Genomic DNA, 21,672 nt, shown 5'->3' on the forward strand with positions numbered 1-21,672 from the left:
GCAGTAAACAAGGCATTTTTACAAGGAGGCACTGTGTCTAAGTCTGCAATTTTATATCGCATGGTGACCGATGAGCATATTTGCCCATTCGGTTTAAAATCAAAAGATTTACTTGAGCGTCATGGTTACGATGTTGATGATCGTCACTTAACCAGCCGTGAGCAAACTGACGAATTCAAACAGCAGCATGATGTAAAAACCACACCACAAACCTTTATCAACGATAAACGCATTGGTGGTTACGATGATTTACGCGACTTTTTTAATCTGCCCGAGGCTGGCCAACAAGGTACCAGTTATACCCCTGTATTAGCGATTTTTGCAGTGACTATGTTACTAAGCTGCGGTTTCACTTATGCCAGTGGTGAGGCTTTATTTTCTATGAAGAACCTGCTGCTGTTCGTTGCATTATCCATGGCGGTATTAGCGATACAAAAGCTGCAAGACTTATACAGCTTTTCTAACTCATTTATTACCTATGACTTACTAGCCATGCGTGTCGTGCCCTACGCCTATGTTTATCCATTTATAGAGGCGTATGTAGCGATAGGTATGGTGGCTAAATTACCCGCCTCAGCTGTAGCACCATTTTCACTATTTATTGGTGGTATAGGTGCGATATCGGTTATTAAGGCTGTGTATATCGATAAACGAGAGCTTAAATGCGCCTGTGTTGGTGGCGACAGTAATGTGCCGCTCGGCTTTATCTCTCTGAGTGAAAACTTATTTATGATTGCCGCAGGTATATGGATGCTATTGAGCTAATACAAAAACGCGAGGGATTACCCTCGCGTTCACTATAACCATCAGTAGGGACAATTATGCCGTACCACCCACAGTTAGGTTATCAATTTTAAGGCTTGGTTGACCCACACCAACAGGTACGCTTTGGCCATCTTTGCCACATACGCCAACGCCTTTATCAAGCGCTAAGTCGTTGCCTACCATCGAAATTTGCTGCATCACTTCTGGGCCATTGCCAATCAGTGTTGCGCCTTTGATAGGTTGCGTGATTTTACCGTTTTCAATTAAGTAGGCTTCAGAGGCACTAAATACAAACTTACCTGACGTAATATCCACTTGGCCGCCACCAAAGTTAGGCGCGAAGATACCTTTTTTCACTGAGCTGATGATATCAGCTTGGCTGTGCTCGCCACCTAACATATAGGTGTTGGTCATACGCGGCATAGGTAAATGAGCATACGATTCACGGCGTGCGTTACCAGTAGGGTTAACACCCATCAAACGGGCATTTAGCTTATCTTGCATGTAGCCCTTTAAAATACCGTTTTCAATAAGCACGTTATACGCAGCTGGTGTCCCTTCGTCATCCACGTTCAATGAACCACGGCGATCAGCAATAGTGCCATCATCCACGACTGTACACAGTTCAGATGCCACCTTTTGACCTACTTTACCGCTAAACGCTGATGCGCCTTTACGGTTAAAGTCACCTTCTAGGCCATGGCCTACCGCTTCGTGTAGTAACACACCCGGCCAACCTGCGCCTAGCACGACTTCCATGCTACCGGCAGGTGCATCGATTGCTTCAAGGTTTACTTTTGCTTGGCGAACAGCTTCTTCGGCGTATTCCATCCAGCGCGGTTTGCCATCGACTAACTCTTTAAAATAGCCATAATCTAAACGCGCACCGCCCCCTGCACCACCGCGCTCACGACGGCCGTTCTTCTCAAGTAACACTGAGCAGTTTAAGCGAATAAGCGGGCGAATATCGGTGGCAAAGGTGCCATCACTTGCAGCAATTAACACTTCTTCATAAACCGCCGACATTGAACTGATCACTTGCTCAGCATCCGGCGCTAATTGACGAATATAGTTTTCAAGTTCACGTAGCAGGCTTACTTTGTCATCGTTGCTCATGCTTTGAATTGGCTGATGCGGCGCATACTGCTCTTTAGCAGCTACATCACTGAACACCTGAATTGTTTTGTTTTCGCCAGCATTGGCAATGCTACGCGCAGCCGTTGCTGCTTTGTTTAACGCTTCAAGGTTAATCGCATCTGAGTATGAAAAACCGGTTTTTTCACCGCTAACAGCACGCACACCCACACCACGCTCAACGTTGTATGAGCCTTCTTTTACTAAACCGTCTTCAAGCACCCAAGATTCGTGATGGCTCGATTGAAAATACAGGTCGGCATAGTCAACTTGGTGCTGATGAATAAAAGCGAGCGTTTTTTCTAATTCTTCTCTTGTTAATTGGCTGTCATGTAATAAATGCTGTTCAACCGTGTTCATAATAAATGCTCTCTAAATCGTTGCTGAGACTGCACAGGCATGTCTTGGCGAATTGTATTCAAGCGGTTTAAATCAAGCTCATGGCTGATAAACCCGGTACCAGAGGCAAGCTCACTGAGCGTTTCTCCCCATGGTGAAATAATAATGCTGTGACCATAAGTGTGGCGGCCATTCTCGTGCTCGCCCCACTGCGCTGCGGCAACCACATAACATTGTGTTTCGATTGCACGTGCAGCTAATAAAATATGCCAATGAGCAGCACCGGTGACTGTGGTAAAGGCACTGGGCACTAAAATAAGCTCAGCCCCTTGGCGCTGCATGGCGGTAAATAAGCCACTAAAACGTAGATCATAACATACTGCTAAGCCAATTTTACCAAATGGCGAGTCGACCACCACAATATCATTGCCTGCTTGCGTCGCATCAGACTCTCGGTAACTGCGGGTAGTGTCGGCTACATCTACATCAAATAAATGAATTTTATTGTACTGCGCAACCACATCGCCTTGGTTGTTAAATAAAAACGAGGCGGCTAAATACTTACCATTTTGCTGCGAAACAGGCAGGGTGCCAGCGGCTAACCAAATATCATGTTGCTTGCATAAATCGGCAAGTTTCGCTTTATATGCCTCACTTTGGTGACCTAATTGATAGCTTGCTTGGCTTTGCTTACTAAAGATCAAAAAGCTTTCCGGTAAACACACTAGCAATGGCCGAGTTGCAGGTAACTGATTCAACGTATCTGCTAAAAAAGCGAGATTTTGCTCAGCATTCATACTTGAGCACATTTGTACTGCAACAACCTGTGGGTGAGGATTAGCCTTCATTATTATCTAAACTCGCTGAAGATGCGGCATCTTTTAATTTTAGTTGCGTCGACGACTGCGGCTGGCTTTGCGCGGCTTGCGGTAACGTCACTTCACGGCTCTTACGATCAACTTCTTCGACAACAGGATCGTTCATACTGCCTGTTACTTTAAAGTTGATCTCTGAGATCACCCGCGCTGAGTGAATCACTTTGTCGATTGCCAACGCAGCAAGACCACTTACCGGATTAACCATCCATGCCACAATCACTGGAATACTCGACGTTACCTGCGGCGCAACCGCTAGGTCGTAATCAATTTCAAAGGTATTTAAGTTTGTATGGCCTTTAATCGTTAAATCAGCAGGCACACCATCAAGTTTGGTATCTTGAGTGTAAGCAATGCCCTTTTCTAGCTGCATCGTGCCTTGCATGCTGTTATAGAAAAAGCCTTTGGAGAATACATCCCTAAAGTCCAGTTTCAGCTTACGCACTAACGAGTCTAAACTCAGTAATGAGAATACTCGCGCACCACCATCACTGATCTCAGCAAGGTGTCCTTCACCTAAACGCCAATCTAACTCACCGGCTAAACTTGGTACATCAAAGCTATAAGGTGCGCCTTGCCAAGCAAGATCAAACTTAATATTGGCGTCAGAGTCTTTTACTGTAGTAGTGATATCAAACTCATCAAATAGCGCACCAATATCGTCACTTTGTAAGTTACCACTAAAGCGTGTTTGCCCATCGGCAAATTGCCCTTTACCGCGCAATACGTGATCGCCTTTGTCGATAACCAGCTCAGTAAACAAAAGTTTATCGTTCTCCCCAACTAAGCTACTTTTAATTTTATCGAGCTGATACTCAGCGACTTTACAATCTTCACAGTTAAACTCGATGGCTGGGACTCGGGTTAACCAGCTTAAATCTTCAGGTTCAGTGCTTTGCTCTGTTTGCTCTGCAACTTCGTTAAAATTAATACGCAGATAGTCAGTAAAAATTTGAATTGGTCTGCGTGTTTCACCGGTTGGGATCAGTGCATCGGCACGTAATTCTTTAGCATTTAGCTTTAACTCTAAATCTGATTGTTTTGGCGCTAAGCGAAATTCAAAATCATTAAAGTCGATATTGTGTAGTGCCAGTTTATTAAATTTTCCCGTTACGTTGTTGAATGCAGGCATCACACTTGGCGCATCTGACTTAACTTTGGTAAGCGCAATAATTTGATCAATTAAGCCAAACCAAGGCACTATTTCGGTTTCTGGTAAATCAATAGATACCGCAAAACCTTCACGGTTCAAACCTAAATCTTGTGCACCTAAAATTAAATGGGCATTACTAAATTTCTTTTCGCCATTATCTAAAATCGCATTAAAAAATAACTGCTCATCAACATTTGCGGTGATCAAATTAGAAATACGGTCGCCCTGTACCACTGCAGTTAATGGCCATTTCTGCTCTGCGCCTTTGTTATAAGGTGCAGGTAGTTGGCTAGTCACACCGATTAAATTACCACTCACATCGGCGCGGTAATTAAAGTCATTCGGTAAAAAGTTAAGCGACACATTAATATCTACATCACTTTGGCCGCTTAAGTAACCGGCCAGTAAACCATGGGCCTGTTCAATTAAAGGCTCAGCTTCAAGTGCTAACTTTATAGCAATTTCAGCGCGATAGTTATCAGCCACACTTTCACTGTTATAACTTGCAGTGAGCGGCATACCCATCCAATCTGCTTTGGCATTTTTTAAGTCGATTTTATCGTTGTTAAACTTAACAATACCGGTCATGTGATTAAGTGTGATCCCAGGTTGTGCAAGGTAAATAGGAATATTAGCTAACTCAACTTCACCAATCGCATCAACATGACCAGACTCTAGATCTACTAGTAATTCAATTTCAGCCTGCGCTTCCCCTTTAGCTTGAACTACCTCAAATACATCAGCTAACGGTTTTGCTAACGGAGTCGCAGAAAAGAAGGGATTAAGCTTATCGCCATGGGCGCGTTTATTAATAGCAACTTTTAAGACATCTGCATTCATTAAATCGGCAATACTGACATGCACGCTATCGCCAAGGACTAGATTAACCAGCTTGCCCGACTTGCTATAGATATCCATGCGCTCATTTTCGAAATGTAAAATGACGTTGGCATCTTCAACTTCTGGCCAGCTTGGTGAAAACTTATAGTTCGCGTTTTCAACATTCGCTAACACTTCAAATTGACCTTGCTGCTCTTTGAACGGAAACCCTTTAAATGGCCCTGAGAACAACACTTGCGCTTTATTTACTTCGCCACCTTTAATGGCTCCATTGAGGTAGCTAACAAGGCTTTTGCTCATGACAGGTAACGGAAAATAATGCCCAGCGACTTTAGCATCAGGGGCATAGGCTTCAGCATATAAATCTAACCGGGGTTCATCAGTCAGGCTGAGCATCATCTCAGCAGCCACAGTTACTTCGTCGTTATCAAGCCAAATATTATCGCTACTAATGCGCCAGCCATCATCGTAATGATGAAGGTCTAGTTCTACATTTAATTGGTTATAGGCAATATCTTGGCTAAAGCTGCCGTTTGTTAATAGTTGATTATTCTCGCCATAAAGCTGAATTCGCCCAGCTGATTGATTAATTAAGCCATTAACGCGGATAGCTTGCCCACCCGGAACACCTTGCAGCGACAGCCAATTAATTTGTTCGCCCTGAAACCAAAGTTGCCAGTTATCCTGCTGACCTAACTCAAGGTAGGCATCACTTAACTGACCATTGGGTTGACGAGCTAAAAACGGGGCAAGTACTTCAAAGTTACTTAACTGTGATAACTTGGCCAGCAATGCAAAATCAAATTGCTTTAACCAAATTTGATTTTTATCGCCAAGCTGAGCTTCAAATTGTAAGGTTGGCCATTGTTTTAAATCGCTTTCAAAGGTAAGTCCGGTGCTTTTTAAGCGCCAGCCACCTTGCTTTGGAAATAAATGAAAACCACCTTCGCTTAGACTGATTTGATGCGCTTCTTGGTTTTGTTGCCAGTTGATAAAACTCGGTAACCACTGCACTTTTACATCGCTGATCAGGCCTTTATCAAGGCTAAACCAAGTTTGTAAGTTGATGTCGGAATTAAGCTGCTGTTTGTCGGTATTAATATATTGCGCCAGCCATTTAGATACATCAACGTTCGCCGCTTGCACATAGATATCACCTGCCATGGTTTCAAGAGTCGACCCATTCAGCGCCATACGGGCGTCAAAGCTACCAACAGAAATTCCTGGTAACGCTAATGTACCTGAGCCTTGATGTTGCTCAGGGGTATTTTGCCAGACAATGTTTTCAAGAATGAGCTTACGCTCTTTACCATCATTGAGGATAAAGTTAAGGCTACTATCTTGCACTGCAAAGTGCCCTGTTTCACCAAGAAACAAACCTTCGATAAGTTCTTTTTGCTCAAAGTTACCTGATTGTTGATTATTGCCTAAATCAAGCATCGTTGGTAAATCGACATCAGCATGAAAACCATTGATCACAAAGTAGCTCGATTTAAGCTGACGGGTTTTTACCGATTCCCATAAGTTAACTTCAAGGCTCGCTTTATCAATGGTGAGTGCAATGGGTGAGGTTTGGTTATCTTCAAAGGAAATATCTTCGATGACTAAGGCGGGTCCTTTCCCCTGCCAACTGGCTGAGATTGAGCCAATCGCTAAATTTACATCAAAACGTTCATACAAAAACGCTTCAATGTCATCTTTATAGTCATTCGCGTATGGCAGTGAGTACTTTACCACAGAGACAATAACGGCCAGCAGTACGAGAGTAATAGCAAATACTTGCCATAACTTACGTAAACAATAAAAGCAGACCGTTTTTGCCTTCATTACATCATTACCACATCAAACTGTTCTTGGTTGTATAAACTCTCTGTTTGAATACTGACTTGCTTACCAATAAATAGTTCCAGCTCAGCAAGGTTGTGATACTCATCATTGATCAATGCTTCGCTTACCGAAGGCGCTGCGTAAACCATGAACTTATCAGCTGCATAGGCACGGTTTACCCTCACGATTTCACGCAAGATTTCGTAGCAAACCGTTTCGACCGTTTTTTGCGAGCCGCGCCCTGAACACGCTGGACACACATCACAAAGAATGTGCTCCAAGCTTTCGCGGGTGCGTTTGCGGGTCATCTCTACTAAGCCTAGTGCAGATAAGCCATTTATGTTGGCTTTTGCACGATCTTTTGCAAGCGCAGATTCAAGTGAATGCAATACTCGGCGTTTGTGCTCATCACTAATCATATCGATAAAGTCGATGATAATGATGCCGCCTAAATTACGTAAACGTAGCTGACGAGCAATCGCTGAGGTTGCTTCGATATTAGTATTAAAAATGGTCTCTTCGAGGTTACGGTGGCCAACAAACGCACCGGTATTTACATCAACGGTTGTCATCGCTTCGGTTTGGTCGATAATTAAATAACCTCCCGATTTAAGCTCAACTTTACGATGTAGTGCTTTTTGGATCTCGGTTTCAACATCGAATAAATCGAAAATAGGTCGCTCACCCGGGTAGTATTCTAATGCTCCCGATAACAGCGGCACAAATTCTTCAGTAAATTCTTTAAGCTCTTGATAGGTTAGTTTTGAATCAACACGAATACGCTCCATGTCTTCACCTACGTAGTCACGTAGAGTACGAAACGCCAGTGTTAAGTCTTCATGCAAGATACTTTCTTTACTGGTTTTTTTGCGCTTAGTGACGATTTTTTGCCACAGCTTTTTTAAAAATTCCGCATCGTGACGTAGCTCTGCTTCAGATGCACCTTCTGCTGCGGTACGAACAATAAAGCTGCCGTCATCATCACCATATTCAGCAACAATTTTCTTTAAACGCGAACGTTCTTCTTCGGTTTCAATACGCTGGCTTACACCTACATGTGTTGCATCTGGCATAAACACTAAATAACGAGAAGGAATCGTGATATCGGTTGTTAAGCGCGCGCCCTTGGTACCTAGCGGGTCTTTAACCACTTGCACCATGATATGTTGACCTTGGCGCACAAGCTCTCGAATATCTTGTACTTTTTTGATTGGCTGTTCGTCAACGCCTTCTACAATTGAGGCACTGTTTACAATGTCTGATGCATGTAAAAAGGCGGCTTTCTCTAAGCCAATATCAACAAACGCAGCCTGCATACCCGGTAGTACGCGGCTGATTTTACCTAGGTAAATATTGCCCACGATCCCAAGGTTGCCAATTCGCTCTAATTGGATTTCTTGCAGTACGCCATTTTCGATAAGCGCAACGCGACTTTCGCTCGGTGTAACGTTGATCAGTAATTCGGTGCTCATGTTACCCTCTTAAAAATTCGTTTAATAACTGCTCTGTCTCATATAAAGGTAAGCCGACAACCGCAAAATAGCTACCCGAAAGGTGACTCACAAAGCGACCACCCAAGCCTTGAATACCATAACCACCGGCTTTATCTTGCGGCTCACCACTATGCCAGTAAGCATCAATTTCAGCATCGCAGAGTGGTTTAAATGTAACATCGGTGACAACAAGGCAGCTTTTTACTTGCTCACTATCAGCAATTGCCACAGCCGTCATCACTTGATGAGTACGGCCAGATAAGCGCTTCATGGTGGCGGTAAAATCAGCTTGGTCTAGCGGCTTACCAAGTGCGGTATCATCAATGACAACCACGGTATCGCTACCAAGTACTGGGCGGTCGGTGTAACCCATAGCAACGCCCGATTGTGCTTTGAGTTTGGCTAGGCGCTCTACATAGTCACGCGGGGCTTCGTTTGGAAATTGGCTTTCATCAGCATCAACGCTAAATTGAGAAAACTCAACGCCAAGTTGGCTGAGCAACTCTTTTCGGCGCGGTGATGCAGACGCCAAATAAATTGCGGTTTGCATTATCTAATCCTGAAATGACGGCGATATTTACGCAAAATTAAGAATATCCACCACCAACAAAGCATGCCGGTTAGCACTGGCCACATATAATGCGGGCTAAAATAAACGCCCATTAAAAAGTGGTTAAGCCAAAATTGCATGAGGTGGTAAAGCGTTAAAAACAAAGCAATTAAAATGCTTTGCTGCCATAAAGAAAAGTTTCTAATTTTTTGGAAGTTACTCGCAGTGATAAATATACACACCGAATAAGTCAGTGAGTTCACACCGAGTGGCGAACCTGATGCAAGGTCCATTAATAAACCAACGACCCAGGCTGTGCCAATATTTAGACGGTGCGGCACCGCTAACGACCAATACATTAATACCATTAACACCCAGTCTGGGCGGTATGGCTCAAACGAAATTGGTAACGGCATTAGTGCCATTACCAATGCAAAAAAGATACTGATAGCAATCAGCAAAGAGTGACGACTATTCATTGCTGATGCTCTCCTGCTGATTACGCCACAGCACAACCAATAAGCGAATACGGTCAAGTTGCGCAATTGGCTCAGCATAAACTTGCGCAAAAGGACGCCCTTCATCGCGGTTAATTTCGGTCACCACGGCAACCGGATAACCCTCAGGGAAAGTACCACCAAGACCAGACGTAACCAAAATATCGCCAATACGAACATCAAGGCTATGCGGCACATGCGAAAGCTTTACCACGTTAATTTTACCAATACCCTCAACCACGGTACGCACATCGTTACGTAAAATACGCACAGGTGTGGCATGAGTTGTATCTGTCATCAGTAGTACGCGCGAGGTAGTTGACCCCACTTGAGTGATTTGCCCTACAACACCCATTTCGTCAATCACAGCTTGGCCTTCGCTTAGGCCATCGGTTGTACCACGGTTAATAACCACTTGGTGGCTATACGGGTTTGAGTGAACAGAGAGGACTTGTGCAATAATTTTACGATTTGATTGTTTAGCCGATGAACCAAGTAAAGCACGTAATTTATCGTTTTCACGAGATAGAAATTGCAGTTGTTGTAATTGTTCGCTTTGTAGTAACTGCTTCTTTTTTAATGCTTCGTTTTCGGTTAAAAGCTGTTCGCGGGTATGCAGATTCTTCGCGCCAATACTAAATAGCTCATAGGGCAAGTTGGCAAGGTAAATAAGTGGGCTAACTAGAGTGTTTAGGCTGGTGCGAATTGTTGTACCACCTTGCGTGTAGCGATCGCCCACGATCAGCACGACACTCAAAAGCACTGCGACAAAAAGCCGCAGTTGCAAAGAGATGGTACGACCAAAAAGTAACTTCATTAGTCGTAGCTAAATACGTCACCACCGTGCATATCAATCATTTCTAGTGCCTTACCGCCGCCACGTGCAACACAGGTTAATGGATCATCAGCAACCACAACTGGGATACCAGTTTCTTCCATTAATAAACGGTCTAGATCCTTTAATAATGCACCACCACCGGTTAATACCATACCGTGAGCAGAGATATCAGATGCAAGCTCTGGTGGAGATTGCTCAAGAGCAACCATTACCGCGCTTACAATACCCATTAATGGCTCTTGCAGTGCTTCTAAAATTTCGTGCGAGTTAAGGGTGAATGAACGCGGCACACCTTCCGCTAGGTTGCGACCACGTACTTCAATTTCAATTGGCTCATCTGTTTTGAAAGCCGAACCGATTTGGTGTTTGATGTTTTCGGCAGTTGCTTCACCAATTAAGCTACCAAAGTTACGACGTACATAGTTAATGATAGCTTCATCAAACTTGTCACCACCGATGCGTACAGATGAAGAGTAAACCACACCATTTAAAGAAATAATGGCAACTTCAGTTGTACCACCACCGATATCAACAACCATTGAACCGGTTGCTTCAGACACTGGTAGGCCAGCACCGATAGCCGCAGCCATTGGCTCTTCGATTAGATAAACTTCACGAGCACCGGCACCCATAGCCGACTCACGAATCGCACGTTTTTCTACTTGTGTTGCACCACAAGGCACACAGATAAGAACACGCGGGCTTGGGCGCATAAAGTTGTTGTTATGCACTTGCTTGATAAAGTGTTGTAGCATTTTTTCAGTCACGTAGAAGTCAGCAATGACACCGTCTTTCATTGGACGAATTGCTTTAATGTTACCCGGTGTACGACCTAACATTTGCTTAGCTTCGGTACCGACAGATGCTACGCTCTTAGGGCCACCAGCACGCTCTTGACGAATAGCAACAACTGAAGGCTCGTTTAATACAATACCTTCTTCTTTTACGTAAATTAGGGTATTGGCTGTACCCAAGTCGATCGATAGATCGTTTGAAAAAATACCACGGAGTTTTTTAAACATGAGGCTGGATGACCTTTGAAAATTCGTTCTTATACTAGCTGCTCTCACTCTATCATGCTAATCATGAAAAAGCGCAACTGCTTTAATTAAATTGCTAAAAAAGGAAGCATCCATTGCTTCCTTTTTAAATTCTTATCGTTCGCGTACTAAACGGAAACCGATATAGTTTGCACGAAAATCTGGCGCTAAGATTAAGCGCGTTGAAACGCGTGCTAGGCTTGGAGCAAAATTCCATGCACCGCCTCGAACAGCCACATCAGACTGCCCTGACTTTTTGTTTGTCCATTCCCACACATTACCTACTGTATCGTATAGGCCGAATGCGTTAGGAGAAAACGACCCTGTTGGTGCTGCGCTCCTGTTTGACCATTCGCTTCCACACCAGCCACAGTTCGCTAAATTTTTACCAATTTCGTTACCCCAAGGGTATTCAGTTTCTTTACCTGCACGTGCAGCGTATTCCCACTCAACCTCGTTTGGTAAACGAAATAACTGGCCTGTTTGACCCGATAACCAATCTGCATACGCTTTGGCATCGTTATAAGTTAAACAAACCGCCGGGAAATCGCTTTCTTGATCAAAACCCGGATTGCGCCAGTTTAGAGTAGCTTCCCAAACTGGTTCACCATTTAAGTAATATGCACAGCCGCGATCTTTTTCTGCTTCTGTTTTATAGCCGGTATTCGCAACGAATTGCTCATACTCACCAACGCTTACTTCTTTGCTTTGCATTGCAAATGAGTTAGCAATGGTTTTTTCTACCACTGGGCGCTCATTCGCTAACCCATTGCCGTTAATGTCACCCATCTTAAATTTACCAGCGGGAATAACTACAATGCTGGCAGAACTGGTTTTATTAACAATACTTGCAACAGGTGCTGTTACAGGTTGCTCTGGTGCCGCTGTCACTTCAGCAACAACTGGCTCAGGCACTTTAACTAGGTTTGCATTAATGGTTTGTGCTTTACGCAGATCAATTCGCGCTTTATAGCTTTTGTAGCCACGTTTGCGAATTTCAATATCATGAAAACCTTTTGGTAATGATGTCGTTAACCTAGTTGCACCATAGCTCACACCATCAATAAACACTTCATCATCATAAACATTTGAACGCAGTGTTAATTCAACCATTTTAGATTTATTTTGATCAGGTAATGGTTCAACCTTAATTGGCTTTTTTACAGAATAATCGCTTACGGGTTGCTCATTAAAACGTGATACAGAGACCACTTGATTATTATCCTGAGAGTTACTGAATGTTAACTGACTATCTGAATACGTTGCGTCGTAATTTGCTTGATAATTACCGGCCAAAGGCGTGCCATAATCTGCACAAAAACGATTGTCTAAATTAAGTAGGCTACATAAACGACTGCTGTTTACATCACCGCGCATGGTCACGCTTAAATTAACGTTGTAGTTACCTTGACCACTAAAAGCACTGTTCACGACATGGCTACTTAAAATCTTAACCTGTGCACCGGCAAGGTTACGTTTTGGTTCAACTAAACGCTCTTCTGTTAAGTTAGCAAAAATCTGGTCTACAAAACGTTTAGTGGCTTTTTGTAAACCCATTTGTTGGCCACGCTGCTCACAGGCAGCAAGCGTTTCGGTACGCTTACAGTTAATCGTATGATTAACTTCTAGCGTGCCTTCACGTGTAAACTCGTTACGTAAACGCTCAACACGTGCTGTTGCTAACTGCTCTTTTAAGCTTTCTAAGGTATTCAGTTGAGTGTGCTTTGATACACGAATTTGCTCGATATCTTTTCTATGCGAAGCAATTGCCGCCAATTGCATCGAAATATCATCTTTGTTTTGTTTATGATCAACCACAGCTTTTTGGTAACGCGACTGCGCATTGCTGATATCAAGGGTTGGGTCATCAATCAGTCGGCGATACATCTCATTCATTGCATCTAGCGCTTGGTTTTTTTCTTTATCTAGCTCAGTTGAGCGGGCGCGCAATAATTCGAGTTGTTTTTGTAACTGACTTTCTTCTTTTAGGTGTTTTTCGAGGATTAGGGTCGAGTTATCGTATTCGGCTTGTTTTTTACTGATCTCTGATTCAATGCCAGTTACCGTAGCTGTATCTTGTGCAAATGCACTTGTCGCTAGCAAACTAACTGAAATTAACAGAGATAAAGGAGCAATTCGCATATATTCCATTCCCAAAAAGCGGCAATTATTTGGTCATTATTATTTTTTATAATTAAACTCTTATGCTATGTACTTGCAAGGCAAAACACAAGCTTTGTTCAATTATTATCTCAGTTTACCTCTATTACCTTAGTTGATGCCAGTAAATAACAAAATCATTTTGGTTTAATTGACTAATTTCTATCTCTAAGACGACTTTGCTACAATTGGGCGTGTTTATTTACTAAAAAATGATACCGTGAATAGTTCTTTTGAATCACCAGTACAAACAATTCATCACCCCTTATTAGCGGCACGTAAAGTTCAGCTCAGCATCAAGCGTGATGATCTTATTCACCCGCAAATTAGTGGCAACAAATGGCGTAAGCTAAAATTTAACTTGCAAGCCATGCAGCAACAGAAGAAATCTGAACTACTCACTTTTGGTGGTGCATTTTCAAACCATATTCATGCCACAGCAACTGCGGGTAAACTATTTGGTTTTAAAACACACGGCATTATTCGCGGCCCTGAACTAGACGAAGCAAATCCAACACTTAACTACGCAAAGCAATGCGGTATGAGCTTACACCCAGTAAATCGAATTACTTACCGGTTAAGGCACGACCACACTTACTTAGCACAGTTACAAGCACAGTTTCCGAATGCCTACATATTGCCAGAAGGCGGCACCAACGCAGCTGCGCTTTTAGGTTGCAAAGAGTTAGCACAGAGCCTACCAAGTTCTGATGTGATTGTTTGCCCTACTGGCAGTGGCGGTACATTGGCGGGGTTAATTGAAGGCGCACCGCAGCACACAAAGCTGTTAGGTGTCGCAGTACTGAAACAAGCGCACTACTTAATTGATGAGATAAAGCAGCTAAGTAATAAAGCAAATCAGCAACAAAACTGGCAGCTGCTTTGCGACTTTCATGATGGTGGCTACGGAAAGTTTAGCGATAACTTGTGGCAATTTTGCCAAACTTTTAGCAAGCAACACACAATTCCGCTTGAGCCAATTTACAGCGGTAAAATGCTCTTTGCTGTATGGCAACTTATAGAGCAAGGCTACTTTGCTAAAGGTTCGCACATCATTGCAGTCCATACAGGTGGGCTACAAGGGTTAAATGGCCTCAAGTACCGAGGACTCATTGACTAACTATAGGGCGTAATATCCGCCAGCTTTTGTAATGGCTCGGCAAAGTAAAAGCCTTGCGCGGCAATAACACCTAAGTTTTTTAAGGTCGCAAGTTCGTTCTGTGTTTCTACTCCAACTGCATAGACAGGAAAGTTTAGTTCTGCCCCTTTAGTAATTATTTGCTTAACAATTCTTTGTTGCTGAGCACTTGTGTCTATATTATGAATTAGCTCTAAAGCTAGCTTAATACTACAAATGTTATTAATGCCTTTGTAGGTCGCTAGGTGCTCACTGCTGCGTACATTATCAATAACTATACCTGCCGAGAGTTTTTCTAAACACTCGAACTGTGTACTAAGCTTTTTATGCTGTTTTAAATAATCATCTTCGCTGAGTTCAAATTGCAACCTGTCGATACACTTAAAGTCATCTGTCTGCTGATTTAACCAATCCCAAAACTCATCATTGAACCAGTTCATCGCATGCAAGTTAATACTTACCTTTAAGCTAACAGACTCATTCAACAACATCTTTTTTACTTGTAAAATTACGGTTTTATCTAACAGTAAAACATCTTTTTTACTACTCATGTGTGGAATAAAGTGCCTAGCAGCAAGCAAACCTAAGCTTTTGTGTCGAATACGGATCAATGCCTCATGCTGCAAAATATCGCCCGTTTGCAAGTCAAATAACGGCTGAAAAAACAACATAAAGTGTTTTTTCTTTATATACTCAAAAAGATGTTCTTTGCTATCAGCCAGCATGTTTGACTGCGTGTGACCAAAAGGTAAGCGATGAATATGCTGCCAAGCGCTTTGTTTCGCCAGTGCTAATGCCGATTTAGTAAGCTGATAAACCACTGCCTGATCAGCCCCTGTGCGGTAATTACACACACCAATTTTTATATCAGCGCGAGACAAATCACTACGGTAATTTAAACAAGCTTGATAGATAACTTGATGTAGTCGCTTTGTGTATTTATCAATTTCAGTGGCAGGTACATTATTTAAGGTGACAGCGATACCGCCAGAAGGCAGTAATTTAACAGAGCGATTTACAAGCTCACCAAAGCCTTTAGCAATCACTAATTTAAAGTAGTTATCGATATCAAGGTTAGCAGGAAACGGGCTTTTCCAAAAAAATAGTGCAAACAAATGATTATAATTAGTTGGCACACCATATAAGATATTCAAATCTTGGTGCGCTAATGGTTTTGGAGATGTTAACTGCTTTGGCGGTGCCTCAACCACTTGCTGCTCTTGGCTTTGTATTTGTGGCTGCTCTAAGGTTTCTAATTGCTTGAACATTTTTTTCCACCAACGGAAACCCCAATACCCAGTGCCAAGCAATATTAAATTTAAAAATATAAATAAGTGACTTTCAACTAACCATGAAGGCCAATGAAATAAGCGTAAATTAACGGTCTTATAGCTAAAAACCTCCTGCTCAAGATCGATGAAATTCGCAAAGTTTTGCGGAACGTCGCTAGCATTCATTGCAAAGCCTTGGCTTTTAACTAATGTGGCAATGATATCTTGCGACACAACCGGATCAAGGTTCAGCTCATACACCTGCTTGGCTAGTTCAGTGCCTGTTCGGTGCACTTTGTCGTGTAACACATCACTTAAAAAAATATTAAAAACAACTAACAGCAAAAATGCGGCCGCCACGTAGATGGCCTCCGGTTGCTTTATTCGTGAAGTTAAGTCTCGTTTCATTTCACAGGTTAGTTGCTTAAACATACACAAAGTGTTGTTCAAGAACCCTATAAATACAAGGCTGCGGGGCGATTTAAAGCAATATCAGAAATATCCTATAACCAGCGCTGTCAAAAGTTTTGTAATTTTAAACACCTAGCAAAAAGAGTTTATGAGAATTATTTTGTAATCAACACAACCCAAACAAAAGTAGTGATTACGAAGTATTGCGTAAATAAAAAACCCAGCAACTAAGCTGGGTTTTAAAAATTAAATCTACAATCTAATTATATTGTGAATTAGAACGGGATATCGTCATCAAAGTCGATTGGTGGTTCCATTGGATTTGATGCGCCGCCTTGTGGGGCATTTTGAGGCTTAGGAGCAAAACCACCTTGTTGAGGTGCATTGTTTTGCTGCTGACCATAACCGCCACCATATTGGTTATTGCTCTGCTGCGGCGCAGACTGCTGTTGTGGACGCTGTTGCTGCTGTGCTGGCGCAGACTGTTGCTGTGGAGCATAGCTGTTATTGCTTTGTGATTGCTGTGCACCACCGCCGTAACCGCCACCTTGTTGCTGACCACCTTGGTAACCGCCTTGTGATTGACCACCTTGATAGCCACCGCCACCACCTTGCTGCTCACCACGACCGCCTAACATTTGCATTTGACCGCCCATGTCTACCACGATTTCTGTAGTGTATTTTTCTTGGCCTGATTGATCAGTCCATTTACGCGTTTGTAAACGACCTTCAATGTACACTTGTGAACCTTTACGAAGGTATTCACCAGCAACTTCTGCTAGTTTGCCAAATAACACGACACGGTGCCATTCAGTACGCTCTTGCATTTGCCCTGTGTTTTTATCTTTCCAGCTATCTGTCGTAGCAATGCTGATATTCGCTACGCCATTGCCATTAGGCATATAACGTACTTCTGGATCTTGGCCTAAATTACCAACCAAGATAACTTTGTTCACACCGCGTGCCATGGAACTTCTCCTATAAAACGTTAGATTAAACCAGCCACTTTGCGTGCTTGGTCTAGGTCAAATTCTTTATCATTAATCTTTAAATAGCTGCGATTTTCATCACAGACAACCGTTGCTTCAATTACGCCCGGTAAAGCAACAAGACGAGAAGCAAGCGCTTTTGCCTGCTGCTCTGAACTTAATTCAGTCATTAAGCTAATTATTTTACTTCTTGGTGGGACTTGCATATTCCAAGCAAGGATAAGCCATATTACCCCAACAAGTGCCGCCGCCGCAAACACTGCTTGCGCACTTAATGCTTGAGCAACGTAACCCCCTAATAAACCACCTAAAAAGGCACCAAAAAACTGCGTAGATGAAAATACCCCCATCGCAGAACCTTTCTGGTTTGCTGGGGCAATACGCGAAACAAGTGCAGGCATAGTTGCTTCTAAAAAATTAAAAGCAATAAAGTAAACCAACATACAAATACCGATGCCAATCACCGAATCAACCCATAACGACATCGCGAGCATACTTAAAACAAGCAGTGCGATTGAGCCAATAAAGGCTTGTTTTTCTTTTTCTTTACGAATAGCCACAATCATCATTGGTGCCATCAAGAAAAACGCTAAAAACAGCACAGGGATATATAAATACCAATGATGGTCTGCAACTAAGCCGTCTTTTATCAGTTGGCCTGGTAAGGCTACAAATACGGTAGTTAATGTAAGATGAAGCAGCATTACGCCAAAATCGAGGCGTGCTAATTGTGGGTGTTTAATCAGTTGCTTAATATCATCAAGCGTAGCAAGTGTGTCACCTTTTGGCGCCTTATTGACAGCATTAGGCACCAAAAACAACACAATTAAAATACCTAAAATGGCCAGTCCTGCGGTAAGCCAAAATACCCCAGCAACTCCCCACGATGCAGCAACAATAGGCCCTAGTAGCATAGCAACAGCAAAGCTCATACCAATACACATACCAATCACGGCCATAACTTTCGGACGTTGTTCATCACGGCTTAAATCAGAAGCAAGCGCCAATAAGGCACTGGCAATCGCCCCCATGCCTTGAAGTGCACGCCCAAGCGTAACCATTTGCACAGACTCAGCGGTTGCCGCAATTACAGAGCCAAGTGCAAACACACAAAGGCCACCAATAATCACTTTTTTACGACCAATTTTATCAGACAACCAACCCATAGGGATTTGCAGCACGGCTTGCGTTAAACCATAAGCACCAATAGCAAAGCCAATCCAAAGCGGCGAAAACCCTTCTAATTGCTGCCCATAGATAGCCAATACTGGCATCAGCATAAATAGGCCAAGCATACGGAATGCAAAGACGCTCGCCAACGAAACGGCAGCGCGTTTTTCTCGAGAGTTGAGTGAAGATGCTGTCATGAATTACTGATCTTGCTGTCTATTAAAATTTGAGCGTGGATTCTACCACAAGCGAAAACTAAATAATCACCTGTAAGTGATGATTTTTTCTTTGATCAAGGATTAATCTTATCGCGTATTATGAGATACTGAAAAAATAATTAGGTAATAAAACGAGATAGCATGGAAAACATTGAAGTCCGAGGCGCCCGTACGCACAATTTAAAAGACATCAGCCTAACCATTCCCCGTGATAAGCTGATAGTTATCACTGGCCTATCTGGTTCAGGGAAATCGTCTTTAGCGTTTGATACTTTGTATGCAGAAGGGCAACGTCGTTATGTTGAGTCACTGTCAGCGTATGCACGACAGTTCTTATCACTAATGGAAAAACCCGATGTTGATCACATCGAAGGCTTATCGCCGGCTATCTCTATCGAACAGAAATCAACGTCGCATAACCCGCGTTCAACGGTCGGTACGATTACCGAGATTTACGATTACCTACGTTTATTATTTGCCCGTGTAGGTGAGCCTCGCTGCCCTACTCACGACTTGCCACTTGCAGCACAAACGATCAGCCAAATGGTCGATACGGTTTTAGCGCTTCCTGAAGGAAGTAAGCTAATGCTATTAGCGCCAGTAGTAAAAGATCGTAAAGGTGAGCACGTTAAGCTGCTTGAGCAACTCGCAAGTCAAGGCTTCATTCGCGCCCGTATCGATGGCGAAGTCTGTGACTTATCAGATCCACCGACCCTTGAGCTTCATAAAAAGCATACTATCGAGGTCGTGGTTGACCGCTTTAAAGTTAAAGATGGCCAACAACAGCGTTTAGCTGAATCATTCGAAACAGCCCTTGAGCTATCAGGTGGTATTGCCCATGTAGCGGCAATGGACGATTCACTCAGCGAAGATATGCTTTTTTCTGCTAATTTTGCATGCCCAACGTGTGGCTACGCTATGAGTGAACTTGAGCCGCGTTTATTCTCGTTTAATAACCCGGCAGGTGCGTGTCAAAGCTGTGATGGTTTAGGTGTGCGTCAGTATTTTGATCCAAACCGTGTTGTACAAAATCCAGAGCTAAGTTTATCGGGCGGTGCAATTAAAGGCTGGGACAAACGCAGCTTTTATTACTTCCAAATGCTGCAAGCTGTCGCAGAGCATTATAAGTTTGACCTAGAAGTGCCTTTCCAAGAGCTTAGTAAAGAGGCCAAAAAGGTAATTCTTGAAGGTTCTGGCAAAACTAAAATTGCCTTTAACTATCGTAACGACCGTGGCGACTTAATTACGCGTAACCATGAGTTTGAAGGCGTTTTAAATAATATGAATCGCCGCTACCGTGAAACCGAGTCAAACTCAGTGCGCGAAGAGCTTGCTAAATACCAAACAAGCCAAGCGTGTCCGAGCTGTCATGGCTCGCGACTACGTGAAGAAGCTCGCCATGTATTTATAGGTCAAACAAACTTGCCAGCTATCACCACAATGAGTATTGGTGAAAGCATGGCATTTTTTGATGGCTTGAATTTAACTGGTCAGCGCGCACAAATTGCCGAAAAAATTCTCAAAGAAATTCGCGACCGTTTATCTTTCTTAATCAATGTCGGCCTTAATTATTTATCACTTGAGCGAAGTGCCGATACCCTTTCTGGTGGTGAGGCTCAGCGTATTCGTTTGGCAAGCCAAATTGGTGCAGGCCTTGTTGGTGTTATGTACGTACTGGATGAACCATCAATTGGTTTGCACCAACGCGATAACGACCGCCTACTAAAAACCCTTATTCACTTACGCGATTTAGGCAACACCGTTATTGTGGTTGAACATGACGAAGATGCCATTCGCGCTGCGGATCATATTATCGATATCGGCCCGGGTGCCGGTGTTCATGGCGGCCATGTTATTGCACAAGGTACCCATGACGATATTCTAGCTAGCAAAGATTCAATCACGGGTCAGTACCTCTCTGGCGAAAAGAAAATCGAAGTACCGGCGGCTCGCCATCAAACTACCGACAAATGGCTTGAGTTATTTGGTGCCACAGGTAACAACTTAAAGAACGTTGATTTACGTATTCCATTTGGTTTAATGACCTGTATCACAGGTGTATCAGGCTCAGGTAAATCGACACTTATCAACGACACTTTATTTAAACTGGCTCATACCGAGTTAAATGGCGCAACGACCGCAGAGGCGGCACCGTATAAGTCAATCAAGGGTCTAGAGCATTTTGATAAAGTGATTGATATTGACCAAAGCCCAATTGGCCGTACTCCGCGCTCAAACCCAGCAACTTACACCGGTATTTTCACCGGTATTCGCGAGCTATTTGCGGGTACTCAAGAAGCCCGTTCACGTGGCTATAAAGTGGGCCGTTTTAGCTTTAACGTTAAAGGTGGCCGTTGTGAGGCTTGCCAAGGCGATGGTGTGATCAAGGTAGAAATGCACTTTTTACCTGATGTGTATGTACCTTGTGATGTATGTAAAGGTCAGCGCTACAACCGTGAAACCCTCGAAGTACAGTACAAAGGTAAAAACATTCACCAAGTACTCGAAATGACCGTAGAAGATGCCCGTGACTATTTTGATAAAATTCCGGCTATTGCACGTAAACTGCAAACCCTAATGGATGTAGGCTTGTCGTATATTCGCTTAGGTCAAGCTGCTACTACCCTCTCTGGTGGTGAAGCACAGCGTGTAAAACTAGCTCGCGAACTTTCAAAACGCGATACAGGTAAAACCTTATATATCCTTGATGAACCAACTACGGGTTTACACTTTGCTGATATTCAGCAATTATTAGTCGTGCTTCACCGCTTACGCGATCACGGTAATACCATTGTTGTTATCGAGCATAACCTTGATGTGATCAAAACCGCAGACTGGATTGTCGATTTAGGCCCTGAAGGTGGCTCAGGCGGTGGTGAAATTTTAATTTCTGGTACACCTGAAGACGTTGCCGATTGTGAGCGTTCACACACAGGAAGGTACTTAAAACCATTACTATAAAAA

The 21,672-nt window shown here is 43.1% G+C and carries 15 protein-coding genes; 3 read left to right on the forward strand and 12 right to left on the reverse strand.

The features are described 5' to 3' along the window. Positions 1-33 precede the first annotated feature (33 nt). Positions 34-765: a glutaredoxin family protein gene (locus CWB80_RS08850; RefSeq protein ID WP_138599263.1), complete on the forward strand. Its 732-nt coding sequence runs from the start codon at positions 34-36 to the stop codon at positions 763-765. Positions 766-819: 54 nt separating this feature from the next. Here CWB80_RS08850 and tldD read toward each other — a convergent pair whose 3' ends face one another. The 9 genes from tldD to CWB80_RS08895 form a co-directional block, all read right to left on the reverse strand. Then, entirely contained in the window at positions 820-2,259 is a 1,440-nt protein-coding gene (tldD, locus tag CWB80_RS08855) for a metalloprotease TldD (RefSeq protein ID WP_055021391.1), read from the reverse strand. Next, positions 2,256-3,086: a carbon-nitrogen hydrolase family protein gene (locus CWB80_RS08860; protein ID WP_138599264.1), complete on the reverse strand. Its 831-nt coding sequence runs from the start codon at positions 3,084-3,086 to the stop codon at positions 2,256-2,258. The genes tldD and CWB80_RS08860 overlap by 4 nt, the downstream gene beginning before the upstream one ends. Beyond that, on the reverse strand, positions 3,076-6,933 hold the full coding sequence (locus CWB80_RS08865) for a YhdP family protein (protein WP_138599265.1): 3,858 nt from the start codon (positions 6,931-6,933) through the stop codon (positions 3,076-3,078). The genes CWB80_RS08860 and CWB80_RS08865 overlap by 11 nt, the downstream gene beginning before the upstream one ends. After that, positions 6,933-8,405 (reverse strand): ribonuclease G, encoded by a 1,473-nt coding sequence (gene rng, locus CWB80_RS08870; RefSeq protein WP_054552783.1) that lies wholly within the window; start codon positions 8,403-8,405, stop codon positions 6,933-6,935. Before rng ends, CWB80_RS08865 begins: the two co-directional genes overlap by 1 nt. A gap of 1 nt (position 8,406) precedes the next feature. Further along, positions 8,407-8,976, reverse strand: coding sequence for a Maf family protein (locus tag CWB80_RS08875; protein ID WP_054552784.1), 570 nt, complete (start codon positions 8,974-8,976; stop codon positions 8,407-8,409). Beyond that, positions 8,976-9,455 (reverse strand): rod shape-determining protein MreD, encoded by a 480-nt coding sequence (gene mreD, locus CWB80_RS08880; protein WP_054552785.1) that lies wholly within the window; start codon positions 9,453-9,455, stop codon positions 8,976-8,978. Before mreD ends, CWB80_RS08875 begins: the two co-directional genes overlap by 1 nt. After that, positions 9,448-10,290, reverse strand: a complete 843-nt coding sequence (gene mreC / locus CWB80_RS08885; RefSeq protein WP_054552786.1) for a rod shape-determining protein MreC — start codon at positions 10,288-10,290, stop codon at positions 9,448-9,450. Before mreC ends, mreD begins: the two co-directional genes overlap by 8 nt. After that, positions 10,290-11,333: a rod shape-determining protein gene (locus CWB80_RS08890; protein WP_054552787.1), complete on the reverse strand. Its 1,044-nt coding sequence runs from the start codon at positions 11,331-11,333 to the stop codon at positions 10,290-10,292. The genes mreC and CWB80_RS08890 overlap by 1 nt, the downstream gene beginning before the upstream one ends. Positions 11,334-11,465: 132 nt before the next feature. Further along, positions 11,466-13,493, reverse strand: a complete 2,028-nt coding sequence (locus CWB80_RS08895; RefSeq protein ID WP_138599266.1) for an SUMF1/EgtB/PvdO family nonheme iron enzyme — start codon at positions 13,491-13,493, stop codon at positions 11,466-11,468. Positions 13,494-13,764: 271 nt separating this feature from the next. On the opposite strand from CWB80_RS08895, the gene CWB80_RS08900 reads away from it, so the two are divergent. Further along, positions 13,765-14,631, forward strand: coding sequence for a 1-aminocyclopropane-1-carboxylate deaminase/D-cysteine desulfhydrase (locus CWB80_RS08900; RefSeq protein WP_407681619.1), 867 nt, complete (start codon positions 13,765-13,767; stop codon positions 14,629-14,631). On the opposite strand, the gene CWB80_RS08905 is transcribed toward CWB80_RS08900, so the two are convergent. From CWB80_RS08905 to CWB80_RS08915, 3 genes are all read right to left on the reverse strand, one after another. Beyond that, positions 14,628-16,280: an EAL domain-containing protein gene (locus CWB80_RS08905; RefSeq protein ID WP_171041504.1), complete on the reverse strand. Its 1,653-nt coding sequence runs from the start codon at positions 16,278-16,280 to the stop codon at positions 14,628-14,630. The genes CWB80_RS08900 and CWB80_RS08905 overlap by 4 nt on opposite strands. A 326-nt stretch (positions 16,281-16,606) precedes the next feature. Beyond that, complete coding sequence (gene ssb, locus CWB80_RS08910) at positions 16,607-17,299, reverse strand: single-stranded DNA-binding protein (protein ID WP_054552791.1); 693 nt, start codon at positions 17,297-17,299, stop codon at positions 16,607-16,609. Between the two features lie 20 nt (positions 17,300-17,319). Then, positions 17,320-18,687, reverse strand: coding sequence for an MFS transporter (locus CWB80_RS08915; RefSeq protein WP_138599269.1), 1,368 nt, complete (start codon positions 18,685-18,687; stop codon positions 17,320-17,322). Positions 18,688-18,849: 162 nt separating this feature from the next. Here CWB80_RS08915 and uvrA point away from each other — a divergent pair, with 162 nt between their 5' ends. Next, positions 18,850-21,669 (forward strand): excinuclease ABC subunit UvrA, encoded by a 2,820-nt coding sequence (uvrA, locus tag CWB80_RS08920; RefSeq protein WP_054552793.1) that lies wholly within the window; start codon positions 18,850-18,852, stop codon positions 21,667-21,669. Positions 21,670-21,672 lie beyond the last annotated feature (3 nt).

It is taken from the genome of Pseudoalteromonas sp. S1650 (assembly GCF_005887195.1).
GTDB lineage: Bacteria > Pseudomonadota > Gammaproteobacteria > Enterobacterales > Alteromonadaceae > Pseudoalteromonas > Pseudoalteromonas simplex.